This window comes from Nonomuraea sp. B208 (assembly GCF_057536035.1).
In genome coordinates, this window is sequence record NZ_BAAJOU010000028.1 from 452,582 (window position 1) to 476,428 (window position 23,847).

The 23,847-nt window shown below is 72.3% G+C and carries 17 protein-coding genes; 4 read left to right on the forward strand and 13 right to left on the reverse strand.

All coding sequences use genetic code 11. The features are described 5' to 3' along the window. From AC27IY_RS38380 to AC27IY_RS38425, 10 genes are all read right to left on the reverse strand, one after another. A complete protein-coding gene (locus AC27IY_RS38380) occupies window positions 1-267 on the reverse strand; it encodes a hypothetical protein (RefSeq protein ID WP_329574290.1) in 267 nt (88 codons plus the stop codon). 69 nt (window positions 268-336) lie between these two features. Continuing rightward, window positions 337-1,188, reverse strand: a complete 852-nt coding sequence (locus AC27IY_RS38385; protein WP_423476579.1) for a helix-turn-helix domain-containing protein — start codon at window positions 1,186-1,188, stop codon at window positions 337-339. A gap of 57 nt (window positions 1,189-1,245) precedes the next feature. Beyond that, window positions 1,246-1,506 carry a hypothetical protein gene (locus tag AC27IY_RS38390; RefSeq protein WP_423450681.1) on the reverse strand — a complete coding sequence of 87 codons (261 nt, stop codon included), beginning with the start codon at window positions 1,504-1,506 and terminating at the stop codon, window positions 1,246-1,248. Between the two features lie 103 nt (window positions 1,507-1,609). After that, window positions 1,610-2,623: a phosphotransferase family protein gene (locus AC27IY_RS38395; protein WP_423450680.1), complete on the reverse strand. Its 1,014-nt coding sequence runs from the start codon at window positions 2,621-2,623 to the stop codon at window positions 1,610-1,612. A gap of 59 nt (window positions 2,624-2,682) precedes the next feature. Next, complete coding sequence (locus tag AC27IY_RS38400; protein WP_487181002.1) at window positions 2,683-4,368, reverse strand: acyclic terpene utilization AtuA family protein; 1,686 nt, start codon at window positions 4,366-4,368, stop codon at window positions 2,683-2,685. Then, entirely contained in the window at window positions 4,365-5,138 is a 774-nt protein-coding gene (locus AC27IY_RS38405) for an enoyl-CoA hydratase-related protein (RefSeq protein WP_487181003.1), read from the reverse strand. Before AC27IY_RS38405 ends, AC27IY_RS38400 begins: the two co-directional genes overlap by 4 nt. Next, a complete protein-coding gene (locus AC27IY_RS38410; protein ID WP_487181004.1) occupies window positions 5,135-7,066 on the reverse strand; it encodes an acetyl/propionyl/methylcrotonyl-CoA carboxylase subunit alpha in 1,932 nt (643 codons plus the stop codon). Before AC27IY_RS38410 ends, AC27IY_RS38405 begins: the two co-directional genes overlap by 4 nt. After that, window positions 7,063-8,595: an acyl-CoA carboxylase subunit beta gene (locus tag AC27IY_RS38415; RefSeq protein WP_364445157.1), complete on the reverse strand. Its 1,533-nt coding sequence runs from the start codon at window positions 8,593-8,595 to the stop codon at window positions 7,063-7,065. The genes AC27IY_RS38410 and AC27IY_RS38415 overlap by 4 nt, the downstream gene beginning before the upstream one ends. Window positions 8,596-8,742: 147 nt before the next feature. Continuing rightward, on the reverse strand, window positions 8,743-10,902 hold the full coding sequence (locus tag AC27IY_RS38420; RefSeq protein ID WP_487181005.1) for a serine/threonine protein kinase: 2,160 nt from the start codon (window positions 10,900-10,902) through the stop codon (window positions 8,743-8,745). A gap of 164 nt (window positions 10,903-11,066) precedes the next feature. Next, complete coding sequence (locus AC27IY_RS38425; protein WP_487181006.1) at window positions 11,067-12,446, reverse strand: FAD-binding oxidoreductase; 1,380 nt, start codon at window positions 12,444-12,446, stop codon at window positions 11,067-11,069. 52 nt (window positions 12,447-12,498) lie between these two features. On the opposite strand from AC27IY_RS38425, the gene AC27IY_RS38430 reads away from it, so the two are divergent. Further along, window positions 12,499-13,068, forward strand: coding sequence for a hypothetical protein (locus tag AC27IY_RS38430; RefSeq protein WP_143082318.1), 570 nt, complete (start codon window positions 12,499-12,501; stop codon window positions 13,066-13,068). 24 nt (window positions 13,069-13,092) lie between these two features. Here the strand turns inward: AC27IY_RS38430 and AC27IY_RS38435 are convergent, their stop codons facing one another. Next, a complete protein-coding gene (locus tag AC27IY_RS38435) occupies window positions 13,093-14,304 on the reverse strand; it encodes an aspartate aminotransferase type Ic (protein WP_364444702.1) in 1,212 nt (403 codons plus the stop codon). A gap of 168 nt (window positions 14,305-14,472) precedes the next feature. Between AC27IY_RS38435 and ctaD the strand changes: the two genes are divergently transcribed. From ctaD to AC27IY_RS38450, 3 genes are all read left to right on the forward strand, one after another. Further along, the gene (gene ctaD, locus AC27IY_RS38440) at window positions 14,473-16,140 is read left to right on the forward strand and encodes an aa3-type cytochrome oxidase subunit I (protein ID WP_371249525.1); all 1,668 of its coding nucleotides are present in this window, start codon (window positions 14,473-14,475) and stop codon (window positions 16,138-16,140) included. Between the two features lie 171 nt (window positions 16,141-16,311). Further along, on the forward strand, window positions 16,312-19,059 hold the full coding sequence (locus AC27IY_RS38445) for an immune inhibitor A domain-containing protein (protein WP_487181007.1): 2,748 nt from the start codon (window positions 16,312-16,314) through the stop codon (window positions 19,057-19,059). 58 nt (window positions 19,060-19,117) lie between these two features. Further along, a complete protein-coding gene (locus AC27IY_RS38450; RefSeq protein ID WP_344211859.1) occupies window positions 19,118-20,056 on the forward strand; it encodes a diacylglycerol/lipid kinase family protein in 939 nt (312 codons plus the stop codon). Between the two features lie 16 nt (window positions 20,057-20,072). On the opposite strand, the gene AC27IY_RS38455 is transcribed toward AC27IY_RS38450, so the two are convergent. Together AC27IY_RS38455 and AC27IY_RS38460 are read right to left on the reverse strand one after the other, a co-directional pair. After that, on the reverse strand, window positions 20,073-20,876 hold the full coding sequence (locus AC27IY_RS38455; protein WP_487181008.1) for an SWIM zinc finger family protein: 804 nt from the start codon (window positions 20,874-20,876) through the stop codon (window positions 20,073-20,075). A gap of 1 nt (window position 20,877) precedes the next feature. After that, entirely contained in the window at window positions 20,878-23,808 is a 2,931-nt protein-coding gene (locus AC27IY_RS38460; protein WP_487181009.1) for a DEAD/DEAH box helicase, read from the reverse strand. Between the last annotated feature and the right edge of the window lie 39 nt (window positions 23,809-23,847).

The following is a 23,847-nucleotide window of genomic DNA, read 5'->3' on the forward strand; positions in this document are numbered from 1 at the left end:
TCAGGCGGGCAGGGCGGCGAGGAGGAAGGCGAGACGGGCGGCGGCGGACTCGACGTCGTCCGTCGTGCCGAGCCGGTAGCCCCACGAGGTGACGAACGCGCCCTCGTCGGAGCAGGTGACCGTCTCCGCGAGCGTGGCGGAGAAGCGGTTGCGTACCGACACGTAGGCAGGGTCGCTGGCCAGAGCGAGACTCTGCACGGACAGGTCGGCGTGACGACCCGCGTGCCAGGCGAACCGCTCGAGGCTGAGCGCCGTATCAAGCATCATGCGTCACCTCCGCAACGTCTCGCGACAGAATTGCACGATCTTGTGGCGGGAGGCAAGCAATTGCTGCGGTTAATGTGGAGTTTGTTTCCGGTACGCGTGCAGAATGCGAATCATCACCTCCCGCCCGCTCTCGTCGAACTCGGCGACCTTCGCGAAATCGTCGAACGCCTGCACGTAGAAGGCGAGGTCGTCGGGCTCGCGCAGGACGAGGTCCTTCGTCATGGTGGCCACGCCCACCATGGCGTCGTTGTAGATCCAGAAGCCGTTGATCGGCGCGGCCGGCAGCTCGGTCTCGGCCGGGATCACGCCGAACTCCACGTTGGGCAGCGTGCTGACCGCGAGCAACCGGTCGATCTGGCCGCGCATCACGTCGGCCGGGGCCAGCATCGTGCGCAGCGCGGCCTCCGGCACCACGAAACGGAACGTGCGGCCGCGGTCGTAGAGGATCTCCTGGCGCTGCATGCGCACCCGTACGGCCGCGTCGATCTGGTCGGCGGCGCTGTAGAGGCGCTTGACCTTGCGGAAGACGTGCCGGGCGTACTCGGAGGTCTGGAGCAGGCCCATGATGATGCCCGGCTCGAAGGCGCGGAACAGCCTGGTGCGCGCCTCCAGGTCGCGCATGTCCTCCTGGATCGCGGCCAGGCCGCTGCGGTAGCGCTGCTTCCAGCTGTCGTGCCGCTCCTGCAGCGCGAGGGCCTGGCTGATCAGGTCGTCCGTCGTGTCGGCGGCGGCGCCCACCGCCTGCGCCCACGTGACCACGTCGTCCTCCGTGGGGGTCTGCCTGGCGTTCTCCAGCCGGGAGACCTTGGACGGCTGCCAGTGCACCCGCTCGGCCAGCTCCTTGCCCGACAGGCCGGCGGCTTCCCGAAGCTGGCGCAGCTGACCGCCGAGGTCGATGCGCGCCTGCTGAAACGACGTCACGCGGCAAGAGGCTAGCCCTGGTTGCTCGGATCATGCCAGGGCCCGCCGCAATTGTGATCAACCGGTAGCCGAGGGTGTTCCTCCGCTGGTCGGGAAAGCGGTTGCTGCGCCGTCGGGAAGGACCCGGCGGGCGATCTCGGTGATGAGCTCGCGGGGGACCTCGACCGCGGTCTCGCCGGCGAGGACGTCGCGGAGGTCCGCGAGCGCCTCGGCGTCGGTGACCTCGAGGCCCTGGACCACGATGGTGCCGCGGTCGGTCTCGTACAGGGTGGGACAGGCGCCGGCCTCCGAGGTGGAGCCGAGGAATCTCATGCGCATGACGATCCTTCCCCGATGCAAAGTGCAATTGCGCGCAATTGTACGACCCGGGGCGTGCTTTGTGATCGTTTTTCCGGAAATTGTCCTTTTTGGGTAGTGACGCTCAGTCCAGGGCGCCCTCCATGAACTCCCCGGCCCGCTCGAAAAGGCCCAGCGTCATCGCGTGCAGCAGGTCGCCGGTCTCCTTCGGCGCCTTGCCGGCGAACGCCCGCGCGTGCGTGCCCTCCAGCACGATGCCGAGCTTGAAGCAGGCCATCACCGCGTACCAGCCGACGGCCGACAGGTCGCGCTCGGACAGCGCCGCGTAGTACGACACCAGCTCCTGGGGCGAGGGGAGGCCCGGCACGTAGCCGTTGCCGCTCGGCCAGGTCGCCAGCAGCCAGCCCAGGTCGAGCAGCGGATCGCCGACCGTGCACATCTCCCAGTCCACGATGGCCGCCACCCGCGGGCCGTCCCAGGCGAACATGAGGTTGGCGAAGTGGTAGTCGCCGTGCATGATCCCCGGCGTGTACGACCGGGGCAGCCGCCGGCTCAGCCAGTCGGCGGTCTCGCGCAGGCCCGGGATGTCGGGGCCGGGATAGCCGTCGAGGTCGCCGTAGGAGTCGAGCTCCTTGAGCCAGCGCGGCACCTGCCGCTCCAGGAAGCCCTCGGGACGCCCGAACCCCGGCAGCACGCCGGGATCGACCCGGCCCAGCTCGGCCAGCGCGGCGGCGGCCTCCAGCCCCATCCGGTGCCGGATCGCGGGATCGGAGGCGTGCGGCTCGGGGAGCCCCGTGGAGGGGTTGAACCCGTCCACGGGCTCCATGAGGTAGAAGACCGGCTCCCGCTCGGTCTGGGCGGCCACCAGCACCGGCGCCGGCACCCGCGTGCCGCGCAGCGCCGCCAGCACCCGCGCCTCGCGGCGCAGCACCTCGTTGCTCCTGCTGCGGGCGTGCAGGGGCGGGCGGCGCAGGACGTACGACCGGCCGCCGCGCTCCAGGCGGACCATGACGTTCTGGGTGCCGCCGATCACCGGGGCCGCGCCGGTGATCGGGCCGCCGGGGAGTCCCTGGGCGTCCATCCACGCGCCGAGCGCGCCGAAGTCGATCGCGCCGACGTCGATGTGCGTGGAGGTCATGATCACCTCTCGACAGAATGATGTTCTAGCGGGGACCCTACGAGAGCCCTACCCCTCGGTCAACCCGGCTGTCGCGCCAGGGCCGAGGGGACGTCCACCACCTGCGCCCGCAGCTCCTCGCCCAGCGCCTTGGCCTGCGGGTCCATGCGGGTGCTCGCGGCCACGCCCCTGCCGAGCAGGCCGTGGACGACGAAGTTGAGCGCCCTGAGATTGGGCAGTTCGTGGCGCTCGATCCGGTAGGCGGCCAGCTCGGGCAGGAGCGCGGCCAGCCGTCCGGCCGTCAGGTACGCCTCCAGCCAGGCGTACCGCTCGTCGGTGTCCACCCAGACGCCGAGGTTGGCGTCGCCGCCCTTGTCGCCGGAGCGCGCCCCCGCGACCCGGCCGAGCGGCAGCCGCACGCACGGCCCCGACGGGACGGCGGCCCGCCTCTCCACCGGGCGCACGGGAATCGGCTCCGCCGAGGTTGCGGCGGGCGTGTACGGCAGCTCCTCGCCGTCGAGCCAGACCCGCGGGCGCACCTCGGCGGCCGGGACGAGCACCGGCCAGTAGACCCCGTACGGCGAGGCGTCGCCCGGCGGCGAGAGCGCGTGGAAGCCCGGATAGCTCGCCAGCCCCGTCTCCACCACCGCCGAGGAGAAGGCGCGCCCGGCCATGCGGCGGTCGGCGTCCATGACCGTGATCCGCAGCAGTCCCGAGCCGGTGAGCGTCACGTCCACGGCGTCGAAGGACTCCTTCGGGATCCGCGCCCAGATCGCCTCCTCGGCCGCCCGCGCCTTGGCCTCGACGTCCAGCCCGGTCAGCACCAGCGTCATCGAGTTGCGGTAGCCGCCGAGGTAGTTGACCGCGACCTTGAGGGTGTCCGGCGGCGGCTCGCCGCGCACGCCCGAGATCAGCACCCGGTCCGGCCCGTCGTCGGTGAGGGTGATCGTGTCGAACCTGGCGACCACGTCAGGACCGAGATAGCGGGGGCCGCCGAGCTCGTACACGAGCTGCGCCGTCACCGTCCCCACCGACACCAGCCCGCCCGTCCCCGGATGCTTGGTGATGACGGCGGAGCCGTCGGCGCGCAGCTCGGCGAGCGGGAAGCCGCAGTGCGCCAGGTCCGGCACGTCCTGGAAGAAGGCGTAGTTGCCGCCCGTCGCCTGGCAGCCGCACTCGATCACGTGCCCGGCCACCACGGACCCGGCCAGCGGGTCCAGGTCGTCAGGACCCCAGCCGTAGCGCCAGATGCCGGGGCCCGTCACCAGCGCGGCGTCCGTCACCCGGCCGGTCACCACCACGTCCGCCCCCGCCGCCAATGCCTGGGCGATGGGCCGGCCGCCGAGGTAGGCGTTCGCGGTCAGGGGCGTCTCGGCCAGGCGCTCGCCGGTGTCGGCGTTGACCAGGTCGAGGTCGCGTCCGATGAGGTCGTCGCCCGTCACGTGCGCGACCCTCGCGGACAACCCCAGGCGGGCGGCCAGCTCGCGCACCGCCTCGGCGCAGCCGGCCGGGTCGAGGCCGCCCGCGTTCGAGACGATCCTGATGCCCCGGTCGAGGCACGTGCCGAGGACGTGCTCAAGCTGCGTCAGGAACGTCGGCGCGTAGCCGGGCCGGCCCTTCAGCCGGTTGCCGGCCAGGATGAACATCGTCAGCTCGGCCAGCCAGTCGCCGGTCAGCACGTCGATCGGGCCGCCCTCGACCATCTCGCGCGCCGCAGAGAGCCGGTCGCCGTAGAACCCGCTGCAGTTGGCGATCCGCAGGCTCATCCCGAGACCCACTTGGGCGGCCGCTTCTCCCAGAACGCCGCGATGCCCTCCTGCCCCTCCTCCGAGGTGAACCGCTCCGCCGACAGCTCCGTCATCCGCCGCAGCCCCTCCTCGAACGGCAGTGCCGGCACCTCCCGCACCAGCCGCTTGGTGATCGCCAGCGCCTCGGGACCGCCCTTGACCAGCAGCTCCGTGTAGTGCGCGACCGCGGCGTCCAGCTCCTGCTCCGGCACCGCCCGTGACACCAGCCCGATCTCGGCCGCCCGCGTGGCGTCGAAGACCTCGCCGGTCAGGAAGTACTCGGCAGCGGCCCGCGGATCGAGCCGCCGCAGCACCGGTACGGAGATCATCGCCGGCACCACGCCCAGCCGCACCTCGGTGAACGCGAACGACGCCGTCAGCGGCGCCACCGCGAAGTCGCACGAGGCCACCAGCCCGAGGCCGCCCGCCCGCGCGGTGCCGTTGAGCCGGCACACGACCGGCTTCGGGCTCTCCCACAGCAGCGTGAAGATCTCCGGCAGGGACGCGGTCACCGGCGCGCCGGGCTTCCCCTCGGCGGCGCGCTGCTCCTTCAGGTCGGCCCCTGAGCAGAACACCGTGCCGGTGGCGGTCAGCACGATCACCCGGCACCCGGGCTCGGCCAGCGCCCAGGTCAGCCGCTCCTTCAGGTCGGCCAGCAGGCGGCTCGACAGCGCGTTGCGGTTGTGCGGCGAGTCGAGCGTGACGGTCGCGACACCGTCCGCCAGGCTTGCGTGCACCAGGCTCGTCATAGGTCCCCCTCGTGGATGATCGCGAGCACGGCCCCCGCCTCGACCTGCCGGCCCTGCTCGACGTGCAGCCCGGAGACCACGCCGTCGGCCGGAGCGGTGATCCGATGCTCCATCTTCATCGCCTCCAGCACCAGCACCGCCTGGCCCTTGACGACCCGGTCGCCGGGCGCCACCTCCACCCGGAGCACGCTGCCCGGCATCGGGGCCAGCAGGGAGCCGGGGACGACGTGCTCGACGGGCTCCGGCAGGCGGGGGAGCGGGGTCAGCTCGGCGTGACCGCCCGCGTGGTCCACGTACACCGGGCCGCCGGCCTCGTAGCGGGCGACGGCGAAGGCGTGGCGGACGCCGTCGCGTTCCAGGACCACCCGGCCGGGCGCGGAGCTGACGGCGGTGACGCCGGCGGGCAGCGGGTCGTAGACGACGTCGATCGTGCCGCCGTCGCCCGTGGTGAAGGTGGTGCGGCGGGGCTGGGAGCGGACGTTGCGCCACCCGCTCGGCAGGCCGCCGAGCACGGGGGCGCGGCGGCGGTTGTCGGCGGCCAGCGCGAGCGCGGCGGCCAGCCCGGCCAGCTCGCCCGGCCCTGTGGGCTCGGGCGGGGCTGTGGGCTCGGGCGGGGCTGTGGGCTCGGGCGGGGATGTCGCGAGAGGCCCGTCGGGGTCGAGGAAACCGGTGTGGGTGTCCCCGGCCGCGAAGTCCGGATGGGTGAGGATCCGCAGCAGCAGGTCGCGGTTCGTGGTGAGGCCGTGCAGCCGCGCCCGCCGCAGCGCCGTCACCAGCTTCCTGACCGCCTCCGCCCGCGACGCCCCGTGCGCGATCACCTTCGCCAGCATCGCGTCGTAGTACGGCGACACCACCGACCCGGACTCCACCCCGGAGTCCACCCGGACGTCCCCGCGCACCTCGAAGTGCCGCAGCACCCCCGACTGCGGCAGGTAGTGCTCGTCCTCCGCGTAGAGCCGCACCTCCACGGCGTGCCCGGACGGCCGGGGCGGCTCCGCGGGCAGCGCGCCGCCCTCGGCCACCTCCAGCTGCAGCCGTACGAGATCCACCCCGTGCACCAGCTCGGTGACCGGGTGCTCGACCTGGAGCCGGGTGTTCATCTCCAGGAACGCCACCTGGTCGCCGCGCACCAGGAACTCGACGGTCCCGGCCCCGACGTAGCCGATCGCGGCCGCCGCGCGCCTCGCCGCCTCGCACAGCCGCTCGCGCACCTCCGCCGCGATGCCGGGGGAGGGGCACTCCTCGACGACCTTCTGGTGCCGCCGCTGCACGCTGCACTCGCGCTCGCCCAGCGTCCACACGGTGCCGTACGCGTCGGCCAGCACCTGCACCTCGACGTGCCTGGCCCGCTCCCACAGCGGCTCGGCGAACACGGCGGGATCACCGAAGGACGCCTCCGCCTCCCGCCGCGCCGAGTCGACCTCGCGCGCCAGCTCCTCCGGCCCGCGGACGATCCGCATGCCCCGCCCGCCGCCCCCGGCCGACGCCTTGACCAGCAGCGGGAACTCATCGGGCGCCGCGAGGTCGAGCGAGGGCAGCACGGGCACCCCGGCCGCCGCCATGAGCCGCTTGGCCTCGATCTTGGACCCCATCGCGGCGATCGCCTCCGGCGGCGGGCCCACCCACACCAGCCCGGCCGCCAGCACCGCCCGCGCGAACTCCGCGTTCTCGGACAGGAACCCGTAACCCGGGTGCACGGCGTCCGCTCCGGCGGCGCGGCAGGCGGCCACGAGGCGGCCGGCGTCCAGGTAGGTCCCGGACGGACGGTCGCCCGGCAGGCGTACCGCGAGATCGGCCTCGGCCACGTGCGGCGCGTCGGCGTCGGGGTCGGCGAAGACCGCGACCGTCTCGATCCCGAGCGCCCGGCAGGTACGGAAGACGCGCCGGGCGATCTCACCCCGGTTCGCGACGAGCAGACGGCTGATCACGGCCGGAACACCCCGAACCCGGCCGGCTCCGGCACCGGCGCGCTGTTGATCGCCGACAGGCACATGCCCAGCACGGTACGGGTGTCGCGCGGATCGATCACCCCGTCGTCGTACAGCCGCCCGGACAGGAAGAACGGCAGCGACTCGGCCTCGATCTGTGCCTCCACCAGGGCGCGCATCGCCGCGTCCGCCTCCTCGTCGTACGCCTGCCCCCTGGCCTCGGCCGCCGCCCGCCCGACGATGGACAGCACCCCGGCGAGCTGCGCGGGCCCCATCACCGCCGACTTGGCGCTCGGCCAGGCGAACAGGAACCGGGGCTCGTAGGCCCGGCCGCACATGCCGTAGTTGCCGGCGCCGTAGGACGCCCCCATGACGATCGTCAGATGCGGGACCGTCGAGTTGGACACCGCGTTGATCATCATCGCGCCGTGCTTGATGATCCCGCGCTGCTCGTAGTCCTTGCCGACCATGTAGCCGGTCGTGTTCTGCAGGAAGACGAGCGGGGTCCTCGACTGGTTGGCGAGCTGGATGAACTGCGTCGCCTTCTGCGCCTCCTCGCTGAACAGCACGCCCCGCGCGTTCGCCAGCACCCCCACCGGATAGCCGTGCACGCGCGCCCACCCGGTCACCAGCGAGGTGCCGTACAGCGGCTTGAACTCATCGAACGCGCTCGCGTCCACCACTCTCGCGATCACCTCGCGCGGGTCGAACGGCACCTTCAGGTCCTCGGGGACGATGCCCAGCAGCTCCTCCGCCGGATAGCGCGGCTCCTCGGCGGGCAGTGGCGTGACGCCCCGCTTGCGCCAGTTCAGCGAGCGCACCACGCGGCGGCCGATGCGGAGCGCGTCGTACTCGTCCTCCGCCAGGTAGTCGGCCAGGCCGCTCACCCGGGCGTGCATCTCCGCGCCGCCCAGCGACTCGTCGTCGGACTCCTCGCCGGTCGCCATCCGCACCAGCGGCGGGCCGCCCAGGAACACCTTGGCGCGGTCGCGGACCATCACCACGTGGTCGCTCATGCCGGGGACGTACGCGCCGCCCGCCGTCGAGTTGCCGAACACCAGCGCCACTGTCGGCACGCCGGCCGCCGACAGCCGCGTCAGGTCGCGGAAGACCTGGCCGCCCGGGATGAAGATCTCCTTCTGCGTCGGCAGGTCCGCGCCGCCGCTCTCCACCAGGTTCACGTACGGGAGCCGGTTGCGCAGCGCGATGTCGGCCGCGCGCAGCGTCTTGCGGAGGGTCCACGGGTTGGTCGCGCCGCCGCGCACCGTCGGGTCGTTCGCGGTGATCACGCACTCGACGCCCTCGATCACCCCGATGCCGGTCACCACGCTCGCCCCGACCGGGTAGTCGCTGCCCCACGCCGCCAGCGGCGACAGCTCCAGGAACGGCGAGTCGGCGTCCACGAGCAGCTCCACCCGTTCGCGGGCGAGCAGCTTGCCGCGCCGCCGGTGCCGCTCGACGTACTTCTCGCCGCCGCCCGCCACCGCCTTGGCGTGCTCGGCGTCCAGCTCGCGCAGCTTGGCCAGCATGGCCTCACGGCGCGCCAGGTAGTCCTCGCCCCCGGGATCGAGCCTGCTTCTGATCACGGCTGTCCCGCCGGAGACCTGATGATCACGCCAAGTACGGTAACCGCCGCAGGGGCGCGCGGGCAACGGCCCAGACCGCGCCCCCGGACGTCAGCCGCAGTGGCTCCAGCCCGACTTCCAGCTCGCCGCGCCGATGGAGCCGCCCCAGATCACGCACTTGCCCTTCGCGGGCAGACGCACCGGGCCCGCGTAGGCGCTGAACATGCCCGGGTTGCTCGCGCTCGCTCCGCCCTTGACCTGGAGGATGGCGTTCATCTTCACCTTGCCGGGATAGACGAACGCCGACATCATGACGACGCAGTTCTTGCCCGCGCTCGCGTTGTACAGCAGGTAGACCCGGTCCCCAGCGAGCATGTGCGAGTCGACGACCTTGTAGCCCGAGCCGCACACGGCGACCGGATTGTACGGGTTCGGCTTCGGGGCGACCGTCGGCTTGGTGGTGGGCTTCTTGGTCGGTGGCACTGGGGGAATGCTGGGATCGGCCGATGCGGTGCTGGTCGGCTCCTGCTCGGGGTCTACCGAGGTGGTCGACTTCTTCTTGGTCCGCGTCGGCGTCGGAGTGGTCTGCGGGCGCTGGGTGTTTTTCGTTTGCGGGCGCGGCTGCGCCGTACTCGGCTGGGTCGGGATCTGGGCGACCGGCTGCTCGGAGCGCTTCTTCTTGTCGCTCTTCTCCGGCTCCTCGATGTCCAGGGTGCCCACCGGGACGGGGCTGTCCGTGGGCAGCACCGGGTCGGCGGTCGGCTGCGTGGACGGAGGCTCGACGGGCTTGCCCGCGGCCGAACCGCCGTCCTCGGTGCGCTGCGAGGCGTCGCCGACGGCCACGACCGGCACCTCCTTGCTGTTCGCCTGCACCACGACGGCGCCGGCGACCACCAGCAGGGCCGCCGCGGCGGCGCCGGAGAGGGCGAGCGTCATGGTCCGCCGCTGCTTGGCCGGCGCCCCGTCACCCTGTCCACCGGGAGACTGCGAACGGGGCCCGTTGTACGGCCCATGGCCCCCCTGACCGGGCCTCCCCGCCTGCGGCGGAACACCAGGGCCTCCGCCCTGGCCGGGCGCACCGGCCTGCGGCGGGACGCCGGGCCCCGCCTGACCGGGTGCCTGCGGCGGGACACCAGGCCCGGCCTGACCGGGCATGCCCGCCTGCGCAGGACCACCGGGCGCTCCGGCCTGGGGCCCGCTCGGACCGCCGGGCTGAACCCCGCCCACGCTCCCGTGCCCCGCTGCCGGGCCGCCCGGGGCGCCGGAGGGCTGGCCGGGGCCGTTCTGGATGGCGGCGGCGAGGTGGGGGAAGGGGCCGCCCTGCTGGGGCGGGTACATGGGCTGCGGGCCGCCGCCCTGAGCCCAGGGGCCGGCGTCCTGTCCCGGGTGGCCGGGCTGTCCCGGGCCGGGGGCGCCGGTGAGGTGCTGGCCGGTGACCGGCTCGATGGCGGCCTTCGGCGCGGGCTGGCCGGTGAGCCTGAGGATGAGGCCGTCGGCCGTGGGCCGCTGCGCCGGGTCCTTGGACAGGCAGGCGGCGACCAGCTCCCCCAGCTCGCCCTCCATCCCGCCCAGCTCCGGCTCCTCGTTGAGGATCCGGTTCATGACGACGGGGATCGAGTCGGCCCCGAAGGCGGGCTTGCCGGTGGCGGCGAAGACCATGGTGACGCCCCAGGCGAACACGTCCGCCGCCTCCGACACCGCGGCCCCGCTGAGCTGCTCAGGCGCCAGGTACGACGGCGTCCCCATCGCCATGCCCGTGGCCGTCGCGCCGGGCGAGTCGAGGGCACGCGCGATGCCGAAGTCGATCACGACGGGCCCCTCGGGCCCCATGAGGACGTTGGCCGGCTTGAAGTCGCGGTGCAGGATCCCGGCCCGGTGGATGGCGGCGAGCGCGGTGGCCGTGCTGATGGCCAGCCGTTCCAGCGCCGCGCCCCGCCGCGGCCCCTCGGTGAGCACGAGCTCGCGCAACGACGGCCCGGGGACGTACTCGCTCACGATGTACGGCCGGCTGCCGTCCAGGTCGGCGTGGAGCACGGGCGCGGTGCAGAACCGCGCGACCCGCTGCGCCACCGCCACCTCGCGCAGGAACCGGGTGCGCGCGTCCGCGTCGGCCACCAGGGCGTGGTGCAGCAGCTTGACCGCGACCTGCTCCCCGGTGTCGCTCTTGCCGAGATAGACGACGCCCTGGCCACCCTCGCCGAGCCGGGCGACGATGTCATACGCCCCCAGCCGCCGCGGATCGTCCGCCGCCAACGGCTGGAACTGATTCACGTCGGACCCCCATAACAACCCCAACAGATGGGGCAAAACGCTACCAGCGTGATAAGCGGGGCGTCTGCCGGTCCGGACAGAAGTTTCCGCATCCTGACCCGGCCAGTCAGCTCCCACCGCAGGTCGTGTGCACCCGGAAACCCAAGGTCACGGCTTGGCAAACTCTAGACGTGCGGCGGCTGCTGGATCGCCTTGCCCGGGTTGAGCAGGCCGAGGGGGTCGAAGACGGCCTTGATGCCCCGCTGCACGTCGGCGGCCACCGGCCCCGACTCCAGCGCCAGCCACCGCTGCTTGAGCAGCCCCACCCCGTGCTCCCCGGTCAGCGTGCCGCCCAGCTCCAGCGCCCGCGTGAACACCTCGTCCGCCGCGGCCCACACCTCGGGGGGCGGCTCGGCGGCGCCGTGCTCGAAGACGAAGACGGGATGCAGGTTGCCGTCCCCGGCGTGCGCGACGGTGCAGATGCGCACCCCGTGCCGGGCGGCGGCCGCCTCGATGGCGGTGATCATGTCGGGCAGCGCCGAGCGTGGCACGCACACGTCCTCCACCAGGCAGGCGCCGAGGCGCTCGGTGGCCGGGTACGCCAGCCGCCGCAACCCCACCAGCTCCTCGGTCTCGGCCGGGCCGGCGGACACCGCCACGAACGAGGCCCCGTGCTCGGCGCAGATCCGCTCCATCCGGCGGGCCGCCGCCTGCCCGTCGCCCGCGTCCGACTGGCCGATGAGCATGGCCTGCGTGCCGGGCTCCAGCCCGATGTGACGCCAGTCGTCGATGGCCTCCAGCGTGGCCCGGTCGAGCAGTTCCATGAGCGACGGCGCGCAGCCCGCCGCGATGATCGCCGACACCGCCGCGCCCGCGTCCCGCAGCGAGCCGAACTCGGCCGCGAACGTCGCGGGCGGCCCGGCCGGCGCGGGCCGCAGCCGCAGCGTGGCCGCCGTGATCACGCCGAGCGTGCCCTCCGAGCCGACGAACAGCCCGGTCAGGTCGTAGCCGGTGACGCCCTTCATCGTGCGCCGGCCGGTCTCCAGCACCCGGCCGTCGGCCAGCACGACCTCAAGGCCGAGCACGGAGTCCCTGGTCACGCCGTACTTGACGCACCGCAGCCCGCCCGCGTTGGTCGCCAGGTTGCCGCCGATCGTGGAGATCTCGTACGACGACGGGTCCGGCGCGTACATGAGGCCGTGCTCCCTGGCCGCCCGGTCCAGGTCGGCGGTGATGACGCCCGGCTCGGCGACGGCGATCTCGTCGGCCGGTGACAGCTCCCTGATGGCGGTCATCCGGGCCAGCGACAGCACGATCGTCCCGTCCCCGGCGACGGCCCCGCCCGCGAGGCCGGTGCCCGCGCCGCGCGGCACCACCGGCACCCGGTGCTCGCTCGCCCACCGCAGCGTGGTCACCACGTCGTCGCGGGAGGCGGCGAGGACGACGGCGAGCGGCCTGCCGGGCTCCAGGAACGTCCGGTCCCGGGCGTAGGAGTCGATCACGTCGGGGTCGGTCACGACCCGGGCTTCGGACAGGGAGTGCGCCAGGGCATCAATCGGTCTCACGCGGAGCAGCCTACGGTTTGCGCAAGGCGGCCCTTAAGGACAAACTGCCCGGGTGGAAGTCAGGTGCCCGGTGTGTTCGGAGACCGACCAGGTCGTCGCGGTCCCCGGAGCGGTCGCCGCCGGGACCACGTACAAGATCGGGCGGGCCCGTCTCCCCGGGGCCAGGGAGGTCGCCGACCTGCCCACCGCCGCCGTGCTCGGCGCGTCCAAGCACGTGATGAGCCGCACCCAGCTCGCGGTGTGGCTGTCGTTCCCCAGCCGCCACTACACGGCCTGGACCAGGAACCAGGGCTATCTGCTGCTCCTCGGCGCGGCCCTGGTGCATCTGGTCGTCTCGCTGGTGATCGCGATGGGGCAGGACCCGCAGTGGGGCGAGGTGCTGCTCGCGCCGTTCTGCCTGACGGGCCTGTTCTGGGGGTTCGGGCTGCTCAACGTGCTCGGCGCGCGCGGGGCGCGCAGGCGCGACGCGCAGGAGGCGCCGGCCAGGGAGCAGGCCCTGGCCGTGTGGGAGCGCCTTTACTACTGCGCGCGCGACAATGTCGTCTACGAGCCCGGGGTGGGCGTCTCGTTCCATCCGAGCGAGACGCGCGAGTACATCTTCGGCTTCCGCCCCGGCCGTTGATGCCCGAGCCGCTGAGCCCGGGGCTCAGGCGAGCCCGTGCTCCTCGGCCACCAGCCTGACGCAGACGGTCAGGCCCTCGATGGCCTGCTCCAGCTCGTCCAGGTCCGGGTAGGTCGGCGCGATGCGGATCGTCCGGTCGTCGGGGTCCTTGCCGTAGGGGTGGGTGGCCCCGGCCGGCGTGAGCGCGATGCCCGCCGCCTTGGCCTTGGCGACGACCTCGGCCGCGTGCGGCACCTCCAGGCTGATGAAGTAGCCGCCCTTGGGGCTGGTCCAGCTCGCCAGGCCGCCGAGCCGCTCGGAGAGCACCTTGTCCACCAGCTCGAACTTCGGCCCGATCAGCGCGGCGTGCTTGCGCATGTGCGCCTCGACGCCCGCCGGGTCGCGCAGGAACTCCACGTGCCGGAGCTGGTTGATCTTGTCGGGCCCGATGGACTGCTTGGCGGTGTTGCGCAGGAACCACTCGACGTTCGCCGGCGAGGAGCCGAAGAACGACACGCCCGCGCCGGCCAGCGTCACCTTGGACGTGGAGGCGTAGACGAACACCCGGTCGGGGTTGCCCGCCTCGGCGGCCAGCGCGAGCAGGTCGGCCAGCTCGACCGGGGTGTCGGTGAGGTGGTGCACCGCGTAGGCGTTGTCCCAGAAGATGCGGAAGTCGGGCGCCGCAGCGGGCATCGCGGCGAGGCGCCTGACGGTCTCGTCGCTGTAGACGACGCCGGTCGGGTTGCTGTACTTCGGCACGCACCACATGCCCTTGACGCTCGCGTCGGCGGCGACCAGGCGCTCGACCACGTCCATGTCGGGGCCGTCGGCGGTCATCGGCACCGGCACCATCTTGATGCCGAGGCGCTCGCAGATCGTGAAGTGCCGGTCGTAGCCGGGCACCGGGCACAGGAACGTGATCTCGGGCTCCTCCACCCACCGCCGGGCCGCGCCGGGCACCGGGCTGAGCAGCGCGTGCACCACGGTGTCGTGCATGAGCGCGAGGCTGGCGTTGCCGCCCACGACGAGCTGCCCGGCCGGCACCTGCAGCAGCGGCGCGAACAGCTCGCGCAGCTCGGCGAGACCCTGGAGGTTGCCGTAGTTGCGGCCGTCGGTGCCGTCGGCCGCGCGGTAGCTCGTGGGCAGTTTGAGCAGATCGTCGGAGAGGTCGAGCTGGCGCGGTGACGGCTTGCCCCGGGTGAGGTCGAGCGAGAGCCCACGCTGGACGAGGGCGTCGTAGTCACGCTGTGCGGTCACGAGAAGTCTCTCCTCCGGATCGGATCGGTGCCCGCCCAAGGATAGAAGAATCGGCGGCGTGCGAAGTCGCCGGGGGCGAATGTCGGCCAACGGCTTCACGAGCGGCCGTCCATGGCGTGCAATGGGGGGATCGGGGGCATCCCCACTCCACACCGGAGGGAGCAGCCGATGACGACCGTCCGCGAGACCTCGATCGAGCAGGTCAGGCGCCGCCGCACCGGCACGGTGATCGCGTCGTGGCTGTCGACGACGGACCACAAGGTCATCGGCTATCTCTACCTGATCACCTCGTTCGCGTTCTTCCTCGTGGCCGGGGTCATGGCCATGGTGATGCGGGCCGAGCTGGCCCAGCCCGGCATGCAGCTGGTGAACCAGCAGTTCTACAACCAGCTGTTCACCATGCACGGCACGATCATGCTGCTGCTGTTCGCCACGCCGCTGTTCGCGGGCTTCGCGAACGTGGTGATGCCGCTGCAGATCGGCGCGCCCGACGTGGCCTTCCCCCGGCTGAACGCGGTGGCGTACTGGCTGTTCCTGTTCGGCGGGATCATCGCGGTGGCCGGGTTCTTCGCGCCCGGCGGGGCGGCCGACTTCGGGTGGTTCGCGTACACGCCGCTGGCGTCGGCCACGTTCTCGCCGCAGGTGGGCGGCGACCTGTGGATCATGGGGCTGGCGCTGTCCGGCCTCGGCACGATCCTCGGCGCGGTGAACTTCATCTCCACGATCATCGGCATGCGGGCGCCCGGCATGACGATGTTCCGGATGCCGATCTTCACCTGGAACGTGCTACTGACCAGCATGCTCGTGCTCATGGCGTTCCCGGTGCTGGCCGCCGCGCTGCTGGTGCTGGAGTCGGACCGCAAGCTCGGCACCCAGGTCTTCGTGGCCGACAACGGCGGCCCGCTGCTCTGGCAGCACCTGTTCTGGTTCTTCGGCCATCCCGAGGTCTACATCATCGCGCTGCCGTTCTTCGGGATCATCACCGAGGTGCTCCCGGTCTTCAGCCGCAAGCCCATCTTCGGCTACATGGGGCTGGTCGGGGCGACGATCGCGATCGCCGGGCTGTCGATGACCGTGTGGGCGCACCACATGTTCCCGACCGGGCAGGTGTTGCTGCCGTTCTTCTCGTTCATGACGTTCCTCATCGCGGTGCCGACGGGTGTGAAGTTCTTCAACTGGATCGGCACGATGTGGCGGGGTCATCTGAGCTTCGAGTCGCCGATGCTGTTCGCGGTGGGCTTCCTCGTGACGTTCCTGCTCGGCGGGCTCACCGGCGTCATCCTGGCCTCGCCGCCGCTCGACTTCCACATCAGCGACACCTACTTCGTGGTGGCGCACTTCCACTACGTGGTCTTCGGCACGGTGGTGTTCGCGATGTTCGCCGGATTCTACTTCTGGTGGCCGAAGATGACCGGGCGGATGCTGGACGACCGGCTCGGGCGGCTGCACTTCTGGCTGCTGTTCGTCGGCTTCCACACCACGTTCCTGGTGCAGCACTGGCTGGGGCAGATCGGCATGCCCCGCCGCTACGCCGACTACAGCCCCGGCGACGGGTTCACCGCGCTCAACGAGGTCTCGTCCGTGGGGGCGTTCCTGCTGGGCGTCTCCACGCTGCCGTTCCTCTGGAACGTGTGGAGGACGGCACGCAGGGCGCCCAAGGTCACGCTCGACGACCCCTGGGGGTACGCCAACTCCCTGGAGTGGGCCACCTCCTGCCCGCCGCCCCGGCACAACTTCACCGCGATCCCGCCCATCCGCTCCGAACGGCCCGCGTTCGACCTGCACTACCCCCGTGAGGGGGAGAAGCGGGAGCCGGGCGAGGACACAGAGGGCTGACCCCGCAGAACCCCCGTTCCCACCTGATCACCACAGCGTTGATGTTCCGATTGTGGTGTTTTGGTCACGTTTCAACAACGCACTTTACGATTCGTTGATTAAAGCTCTAGCGTCCGGCATTGCATGCCCTATGGCCATTCGCCCGGAGATCCCGGGCAGAAAGGGTTCCTGGTGCCCAGCACTAAGCGCTTATTGGCAGCTTTTCCGGCGGTCGCCCTGCTTGGCGCCGCCCTGTCCGTGCCCACCGCTCAGGCGGCCTCGGTCGCCCACTACGAGCCCACGGCCGCGGACCACTACATCAACTACGCCCCGCCTGCCGTCGAGAGGGAGCCGCGGGAGCCGGGCCTCGCCGACCAGAAGGCCCGCTCGCTGACCCCGGCGCAGAAGTACGACCGGAAGTTCAGCAGCGGTAACCCGGCCGCCGGGCGCATTCTCGCCGCACGGGAGCGGGAGGCACTGCGAACCGGCCGCAACCCGGCCGAGTGGATCTTCAAGAACAGCAAGCAGACCCGCACGGCCAAGCTCCTGACCGTCCTCGTCGAGTTCAACGAGCAGGCCAACGACGACTTCTCCGGCTTCAACCGGCTGCGGACCGTCAACAGCGCCCCGGACGACTGCGTCGTCGAGCCGCCGGGCACCCTGAAGAACGGCCCGCTGCACAACAACATCCCCGACCCGGCCACCCTGCCCCACCTGGACAACAACTCCTTCTGGGTCAAGGACTTCAGCACCGAGCACTTCAACAAGATGCTCTACAGCGACAAGGGCATCACCGAGCGCGTGCGCAAGGACCTCAAGGACCCGCGCGACGGCAAGCCCGGCATCGACATCTCCGGCTTCACGATGAAGAAGATGTACGAGGAGATGTCCAAGGGCGCCTACTCGGTGACCGGCTCCGCGGTCGGCTGGATCAAGGTCCCGCACTCCGAGGCGTACTACGGCGCCGCGGCCTGCGGCGGCGCGCCCCAGGACATGTCCGGCCACCCGAGCAACGAGGTCGGCGCGCAGCAGCTCGCCATCGACTCGGTCAACGCCCTCGCCCAGGCCCAGCCGGACTTCCCGTGGGCCGACTACGACGTCGAGGACATCTCCGACGCCGACGGCGACGGCAACTTCCAGGAGCCGGACGGCGTCATCGACCACCTGGTGCTCGTGCACGCCGGCAAGGACAAGTCCTCCGACGGCGGCGCCGAGGGCACCTACGCCATCTGGGCCCACTCCAGCGCGGTCGCCGGCGGCTACACCGTCCCCGGCACCAACAAGAAGATCTCCAACTACATCGTGCAGCCCGAGGACTCCGGCGTCGGCGTCTTCGCCCACGAGTACGGCCACGACCTCGGCCTGCCCGACCTGTACGACACCTCGGGCTCGGCCAGCTCCGCGGTCGACTTCTGGGACCTGATGTCCAGCGGCTCGCACTCCGGCCCGATCTTCCAGTCGATGCCGGCGCACATGGGCCTCTGGGACAAGTGGGTGCTCGGCTGGGCGAACCCGAAGACGTTCGACCCCGGCGACGCGGCCAAGCTCGTCACCGTCGGCCAGTCCTCGCGCACGCCCAAGCTGACCGCCGACGGCGTCCGGGTCAACCTGGCCTCGGAGCCGCTGGAGATGGTCACCCCGCACAGCGGCTCCAACGCCTGGTGGACCAACCTCGACCAGGAGTGGGCCAACGTCACCCTCACCCGTGACCTGCCCGTCCCGTCCGGCTCCGACGTCCGGCTGTGGATGTGGAACAACTACGAGATCGAGCAGGACTGGGACTTCGGCTTCGTCGAGGTCTCGACCGACGGCGGTCAGACCTGGGCGCAGCAGAAGATGTACGACGAGGCCGGCAACGAGGTCACCACGCCCGACGGCTACCCGGACCCGAACAAGAACCTCAAGACGTTCGGCGGCAAGAAGTACGGCATCACCGGTGACACCGGCGAGCAGTGGCGGCACGACTACGTCGACCTGACGGCGTTCGCCGGGCAGACCGTCAAGTTCCGCCTGACGTACAACACCGACGCGGCCTTCACCCCGCGCGGCTGGCACGTCGACGACTTCGCGCTCACCAACGGCGGCGAGACCGTCTGGAGCGACGACGTCGAGGGCGGCGACAACGGCTGGAAGGCCACCGGCGGCACCTTCACCAACACGAGCGGCCAGGGCTGGACCCGCAACAACGGCGAGCGCGAGGTGCAGCGCTTCTACCTCGCCGAGTGGCGCAACTTCGACGGCTTCGACAACGGCCTGGCCTACACCTACGACACCGACTACAGCCGCGACGGGTCGTGGAAGGTGCAGAAGGTGAAGTACAACGCGCCCGGCCTGCTGGTGTGGTACCGCGACTCGACCTACACCAACAACTCCGTCGGCAACAACCTGCGCCTCCCGCCGAGCCTCGGCCCCAAGGGCAGCCTGCTGGTCGTGGACTCCCACTTCGAGCCGCTGCGCCGCACCGGGGTCGCGGCTGAGAAGGACCCGACGGCCAACAAGAACCTGCAGGGGCGCGTGCAGACGTCGAACGCGGCGTTCGGGTTCGGCAAGACGTACCCCTTCAAGGAGTGCATCGAGGCGGCGAACGAGCCGTTCAGCACCTACTGCACGGACTTCCCCGCGCAGAAGGGCGTGACCGCCTTCACCGACGCCAAGACGTGGTACCCGGGCATCGAGCTGCTCAACGGCGCCCTCGCCTACCGCGACTTCGACGCCTCGGTGGTCGTGCCGTCGAAGGGCGACCAGTCCTACAGCACCCGCGCGGTGCACGCGGACGGCACCCCCGCCCCCGAGCTGTACGGCCAGGCGGTCGCCGGCTCGGTGCTCGGCACCGGCAACCCCGGTGACGAGGGCAAGGCGCTCGGCGTGCAGTTCAAGCTGATCAGCCCGCTGCCGGGCAACCTGGGCGCGATCGTCCAGGTTGTCCCGCCGAAGAAGTAGATCGAAGAAGTAATTCGCGGGCCGCCGGGGCCTCCCGGCGGCCCTACCATAAGTGACCATGAGCGACTTGCGCACCAAAGCCGAGCACACCGCGGCGATCCAGCGGGATCGCCGGGTGGCCGTGGTGGTCAACACTCGCTCGCGCCGGGGCCGCCGCCACTACTTCGAGGTCATCGAGCAGCTCCACGAGTCGGGCTTCGAGCCCCTGGTCGAGCTGTCGGTCTACAACCCCAAGCGCCTGCGCGAGCTGCTCGACACCGCGCTCGCGACCGACCCCGACCTGCTCATCGTGGGCGGCGGCGACGGCACCCTCTCCTCGGCCGTGCGCCACGTGGCGCACCGCGACGTGGCGCTCGGCGTGCTGCCGCTCGGCACCACCAACAACTTCGCCCGCAGCCTCGGCCTGCCGCTCGACCTGGCCGGGGCGATCCGGGTCTTCGCCACCGGCAAGGTGGCCGACATCGACCTCGGCATGGCCGACGACCGGCCGTTCGCCAACCTGGCCAGCTTCGGCGTGTCGGTGGAGGTCGCGGGCACGGTCAAGCCGTGGCTCAAGCGCCTGCTCGGCCGGCCCGCCTACCCGCTGACGGCGCTGACGATCCTGCCCGGCCACCGGCCCTTCCGCGCCTTCATCACCGTCGAGGGCCAGCGCCACGAGCTGCTCACCCACCAGCTCAACATCGCCAACGGCCGCTTCCACGGCGGCTGGCAGGTGGCCAGGGACATCAGCATCGACAACGGCACGCTGGTGGCCTACCAGCTCGGCTCGGGCAAGAAGCTCCGCTTGCTCGGCGAGACCCTGCTGCGGGCCACCACCGGCCGCTGGCGCAGCCTCGCGGGCGGGCCGTTCGTGGTCGGCCGGGAGATGCTGCTGGAGACCGATCCGCCGATGGCCGCCGACGTGGACGGCGAGGTGCGGCTGCGCACCCCGATCAGGCTGCGCGTGGTGCCCAACGGGGTGCGCGTGATGGTGCCCGACTCCTTCGAGGACCGCTGACCGCCCGCGCCGGGCGTCAGGCCGGGCCGTCACCCAGCCGTTCGCCCAGCCGCTTACCCAGCCGCTCGTAGGCGGGGGCGAGCACGCGGCCCAGGTCGCCGGGCGGCGGGAAGACCCGCAGCAGCAGGGCCGGGGAGGCGGCCGGCCGGCGCTCGGGCGGATGGGCGGTGGCTCCGGGGGCGTAGAAGTCGGCCAGCCGCTCGGCGAACGGCACGTCCACGACCTCGGGCACGCCGGAGCCCTCGTCGGCGGCCAGCGACCCCAGCAGCTGCTCGCGGGTGCGCCCGCGCCAGGCCAGCACCAGGAACGGGTCGTCGTCGAACGCCTCGGCCAGCAGATAGAGCACCGCCGACAGGTGCTTGCACGGGAAACCCCAGTCGGGGCACGAGCAGTCCATGTCCAGGTCGCGCGGGAACAGGTCGGCCCCCGCCGCCGCGAACAGCTCCTCGATCTCCGGCGGCATCTCCCCGGCCAGCAGCCGGGCCCGGTGCACGGCCTGCGCCGCGATGGCCTCCTCCAGCTCGGCCCACCGGCGCTCGCCGAACGCCTCGATCCTGATCACCACGTCGTACGGCTCGGGCCGCGAGCCCTGCACGGCCGCCCTGACCTCCCCGGCGGCCAGGTCGATCGACAGGACCTGGCCCTGGCGGGCGTAGGCCCGGCCGCGGGTCAGCCGGCCCTTGTCACAGACGCGCTCCAGGATGTCGATGAAGCGCCGCGACCACCAGGTGGAGCCGATGGAGCCGCGCTTCGAGCGGGCCCGCAGCCCGCCCTCGACCCGGATCGGGCCGCGGTGGTCGTGGTCGTCGAACCAGGCCATCTCAGCTCGCCTCCGCCGCGCCGCCCGTGAGGCTGAACACCTCGCGCAGCTCGCTGGTGGACAGGTCGGTCAGCCACTCCTCGCCGGTGCCCACCACCCGCTCGGCCAGGGCCTTCTTGCGCTCGATCATCTCGTCCACGCGCTCCTCCAGGGTGCCCGCGCAGATCAGCTTGCGCACCTGTACGTTCTTGCGCTGCCCGATGCGGAAGGCCCGGTCGGTGGCCTGGTCCTCGACGGCCGGGTTCCACCAGCGGTCCACGTGCACGACGTGGTTGGCCGCCGTCAGGTTGAGCCCGACGCCGGCCGCCTTGAGCGACAGCACGAACAACATCGGCTCGGGGTCGTTCTGGAACCGGTCCACCAGGCGGTCGCGGGTCTTCTTCGGCAGGCCGCCGTGCAGCAGCAGCACCGGGCGTTCCAGCCGCCGCTCCAGGTAGGGCTGGAGCAGGCCGCCGAACTCGGCGTACTGGGTGAACACCAGCGCCTTCTCGCCCTCGGCCAGGATCTCCTCGCCGAGCTGCTCCAGCCGGGCCAGCTTGCCCGAGCGGCCCGCCAGGCGGGAGCCGTCCTTCAGCAGGTGGGCCGGATGGTTGCAGACCTGCTTGAGCTTGGCCATGGTGGCGAGGACCAGGCCGCGCCGCTCGATGCCCTCGCTGTCGTCGATCTTCGCCAGCATGTCGTCCACGACCGCCTGGTAGAGGCTCGCCTGCTCGGTCGTGAGCGGGCACCACTCCTTGACCTCCATCTTCTCCGGCAGGTCGGTGATGATGGACCGGTCGGTCTTCAGCCGGCGCAGGATGAACGGGCCGGTCGCCCGCCGCAGCGCGTGCGCGGCCTCCTCGTCCTGCCGGGCCTCGATGGGCTCCTGGAAGCGCGTACGGAACCGCGAGCGCGGCCCCAGCAGCCCCGGGTTGGCGAACTCCATGATCGACCAGAGCTCGGCCAGGTGGTTCTCGACCGGCGTGCCCGTGAGGGCCAGGCGGGTGGCGGCCGGGATCGCGCGGACGGCCCGGGCCTGCAGGGTGCCGCTGTTCTTGATGGCCTGGGCCTCGTCGCACACCACCCGGCGCCACTCGTGCCGCTTCAGCGTCTCCAGGTCGCGGTGGGCGGTGCCGTACGTGGTGATCACCAGGTCGGCGTCCCCGACGAGCGCGGCGTCGCGGGCGGACCCGTGGTGGACGTAGACGCGCAGGCCCGGCGCGAACCTGGCCGCCTCGCGCTGCCAGTTGCCGATCAGCGACATCGGGCACACCAGCAGCGTCGGCGGCCCCTTTCGTTCGCGGCCCTCGTGGACCAGCAGCGCGAGCGTGGTGACGGTCTTGCCCAGCCCCATGTCGTCGGCCAGCACCCCGCCGAGGCCCAGCTCCGACAGGAAGCTCAGCCACGCGAGGCCGCGCTCCTGGTAGGGGCGCAGCACCGCGTCCAGGCCCGGAGGCGTGGCGATCGGCCGCAGCCGCCGCTCGGCCTGGCCGGACAGCAGGTCGCCGAGCGCGCCGTCGGCGTCCACCTCCAGCAGCGGCAGCTCGCCGTCGTGCCGGGCCACCAGCTCCAGGATCTCGCCCGCCGCCGCCTCGCCCGCGCGGGCGCCCTCCACGGCGCGGAGGGCCGCCTTGAGCTGCCGGTCGTCCAGCTCCACCCACTGGCCGCGTACGCGGACCAGCGGCACCTTCAGCCGGGCCAGCTCGGCCAGCTCCTCCTCGCTGATCGTCTCGTCGCCCACCGCCAGGTCGACGCGGAAGTCGACCAGCTCCCGCATGCCGAACCCCTGGCTCACGGCCGCGGTCTGCGTCTTGGTCCTGGTCGTCAGCTTGAGCCCGAGCCTCGCGCGGCCCGCCCAGCGGGGGAGCTGCACGCCGAACCCGGCCGCCTGGAGCAGCGGCGCGGCCTGGCGCAGGAACCCGAACGCGCCCGCGGTGTCCAGGGCCAGCTCGGCCGGCTCCGGCACCCGCAGGGCGCGCTCCAGCTCGGGGTAGAGCCGGACGGCGCGGCCGAGGCCGGTCAGCAGCTCGCGTTCGGGGGCCGGGGGCAGACCGGGGGCGCGCTCTCCGGCCCAGAGGGCGGCGGCGGGGACGTACAGGCTGGGGTCGTCGGCGGCCTGCAAGGCCAGCTCGACCCGCCAGGCGTCCGCCCCGTCGCCCGCGGGGTCCGCTGCGGGCTCCATGAGGCGGAAGCACACGCGGGCCGCGCCCTCGGCTGTCGCGGCGGCGTCGTGCCAGGCGGTCAGCTCGGCGCGCAGCTCGGGGACGTCGGGGCAGGACGGGTCGGGGCCGGTCAGCGCCGCCAGCCAGCGGTCACGGGGGGTGGCGGGGCGGGCGACCAGCGGCTCGGTGAGCGCCTGCCGGACCAGTGCGTCCGCGAACGTCTCCAGGGCGGCGCGCAGCACGCCGGCGGACGGCCGCTCGGCGGCGGCGGTCCGGCAGGCGGGCGGCATGGCGAGGGCCAGCTCGCGGAAGTAGCCGCCGTCGGCCCCGTTGACCACCGGCCGCCACACGGCCCGCGCCCCGCCCGGCTCCAGGGCGAGCTGGGGCAGGACGCGGCCTCGCCGTACGAGGTCGCGGGCGAGGTCGGCGACCGCCGCCCAGTGGCGCAGGGTCGCCGTCTCCGGCCGTCCGGCGAGCAGGCGCAGCGCCGTGGCGGCGGGCGGGACGACGGCCGGCACCCGCCACGGCCGCAGCCGGGGCCGGGTGGCCTCGGCCAGCCGCCCGGTCTCCGGCGACGGCGACGGCTCCGCGGCCGAGCCGGGGAGCAGCAGCTCCAGCGTCCGCTCGGCGGGCTCGTCCAGGCCGAGCGCGGCGGCGACGGCGGCGGCCGGGGCGGCGAAGGGATGGGGGCGGGGGCCGCGGCCCGCCCGTGCCGCCGGCCCGCCGCCCTCAACGTCCTCCGCCCAGAAGGCGAGCCCGTCCTCCGTCCAGACCCCGTGTACGACCAGCACCAGGGCAGATTACCGTCGCCCGTCAGGGAAATCGTTCGC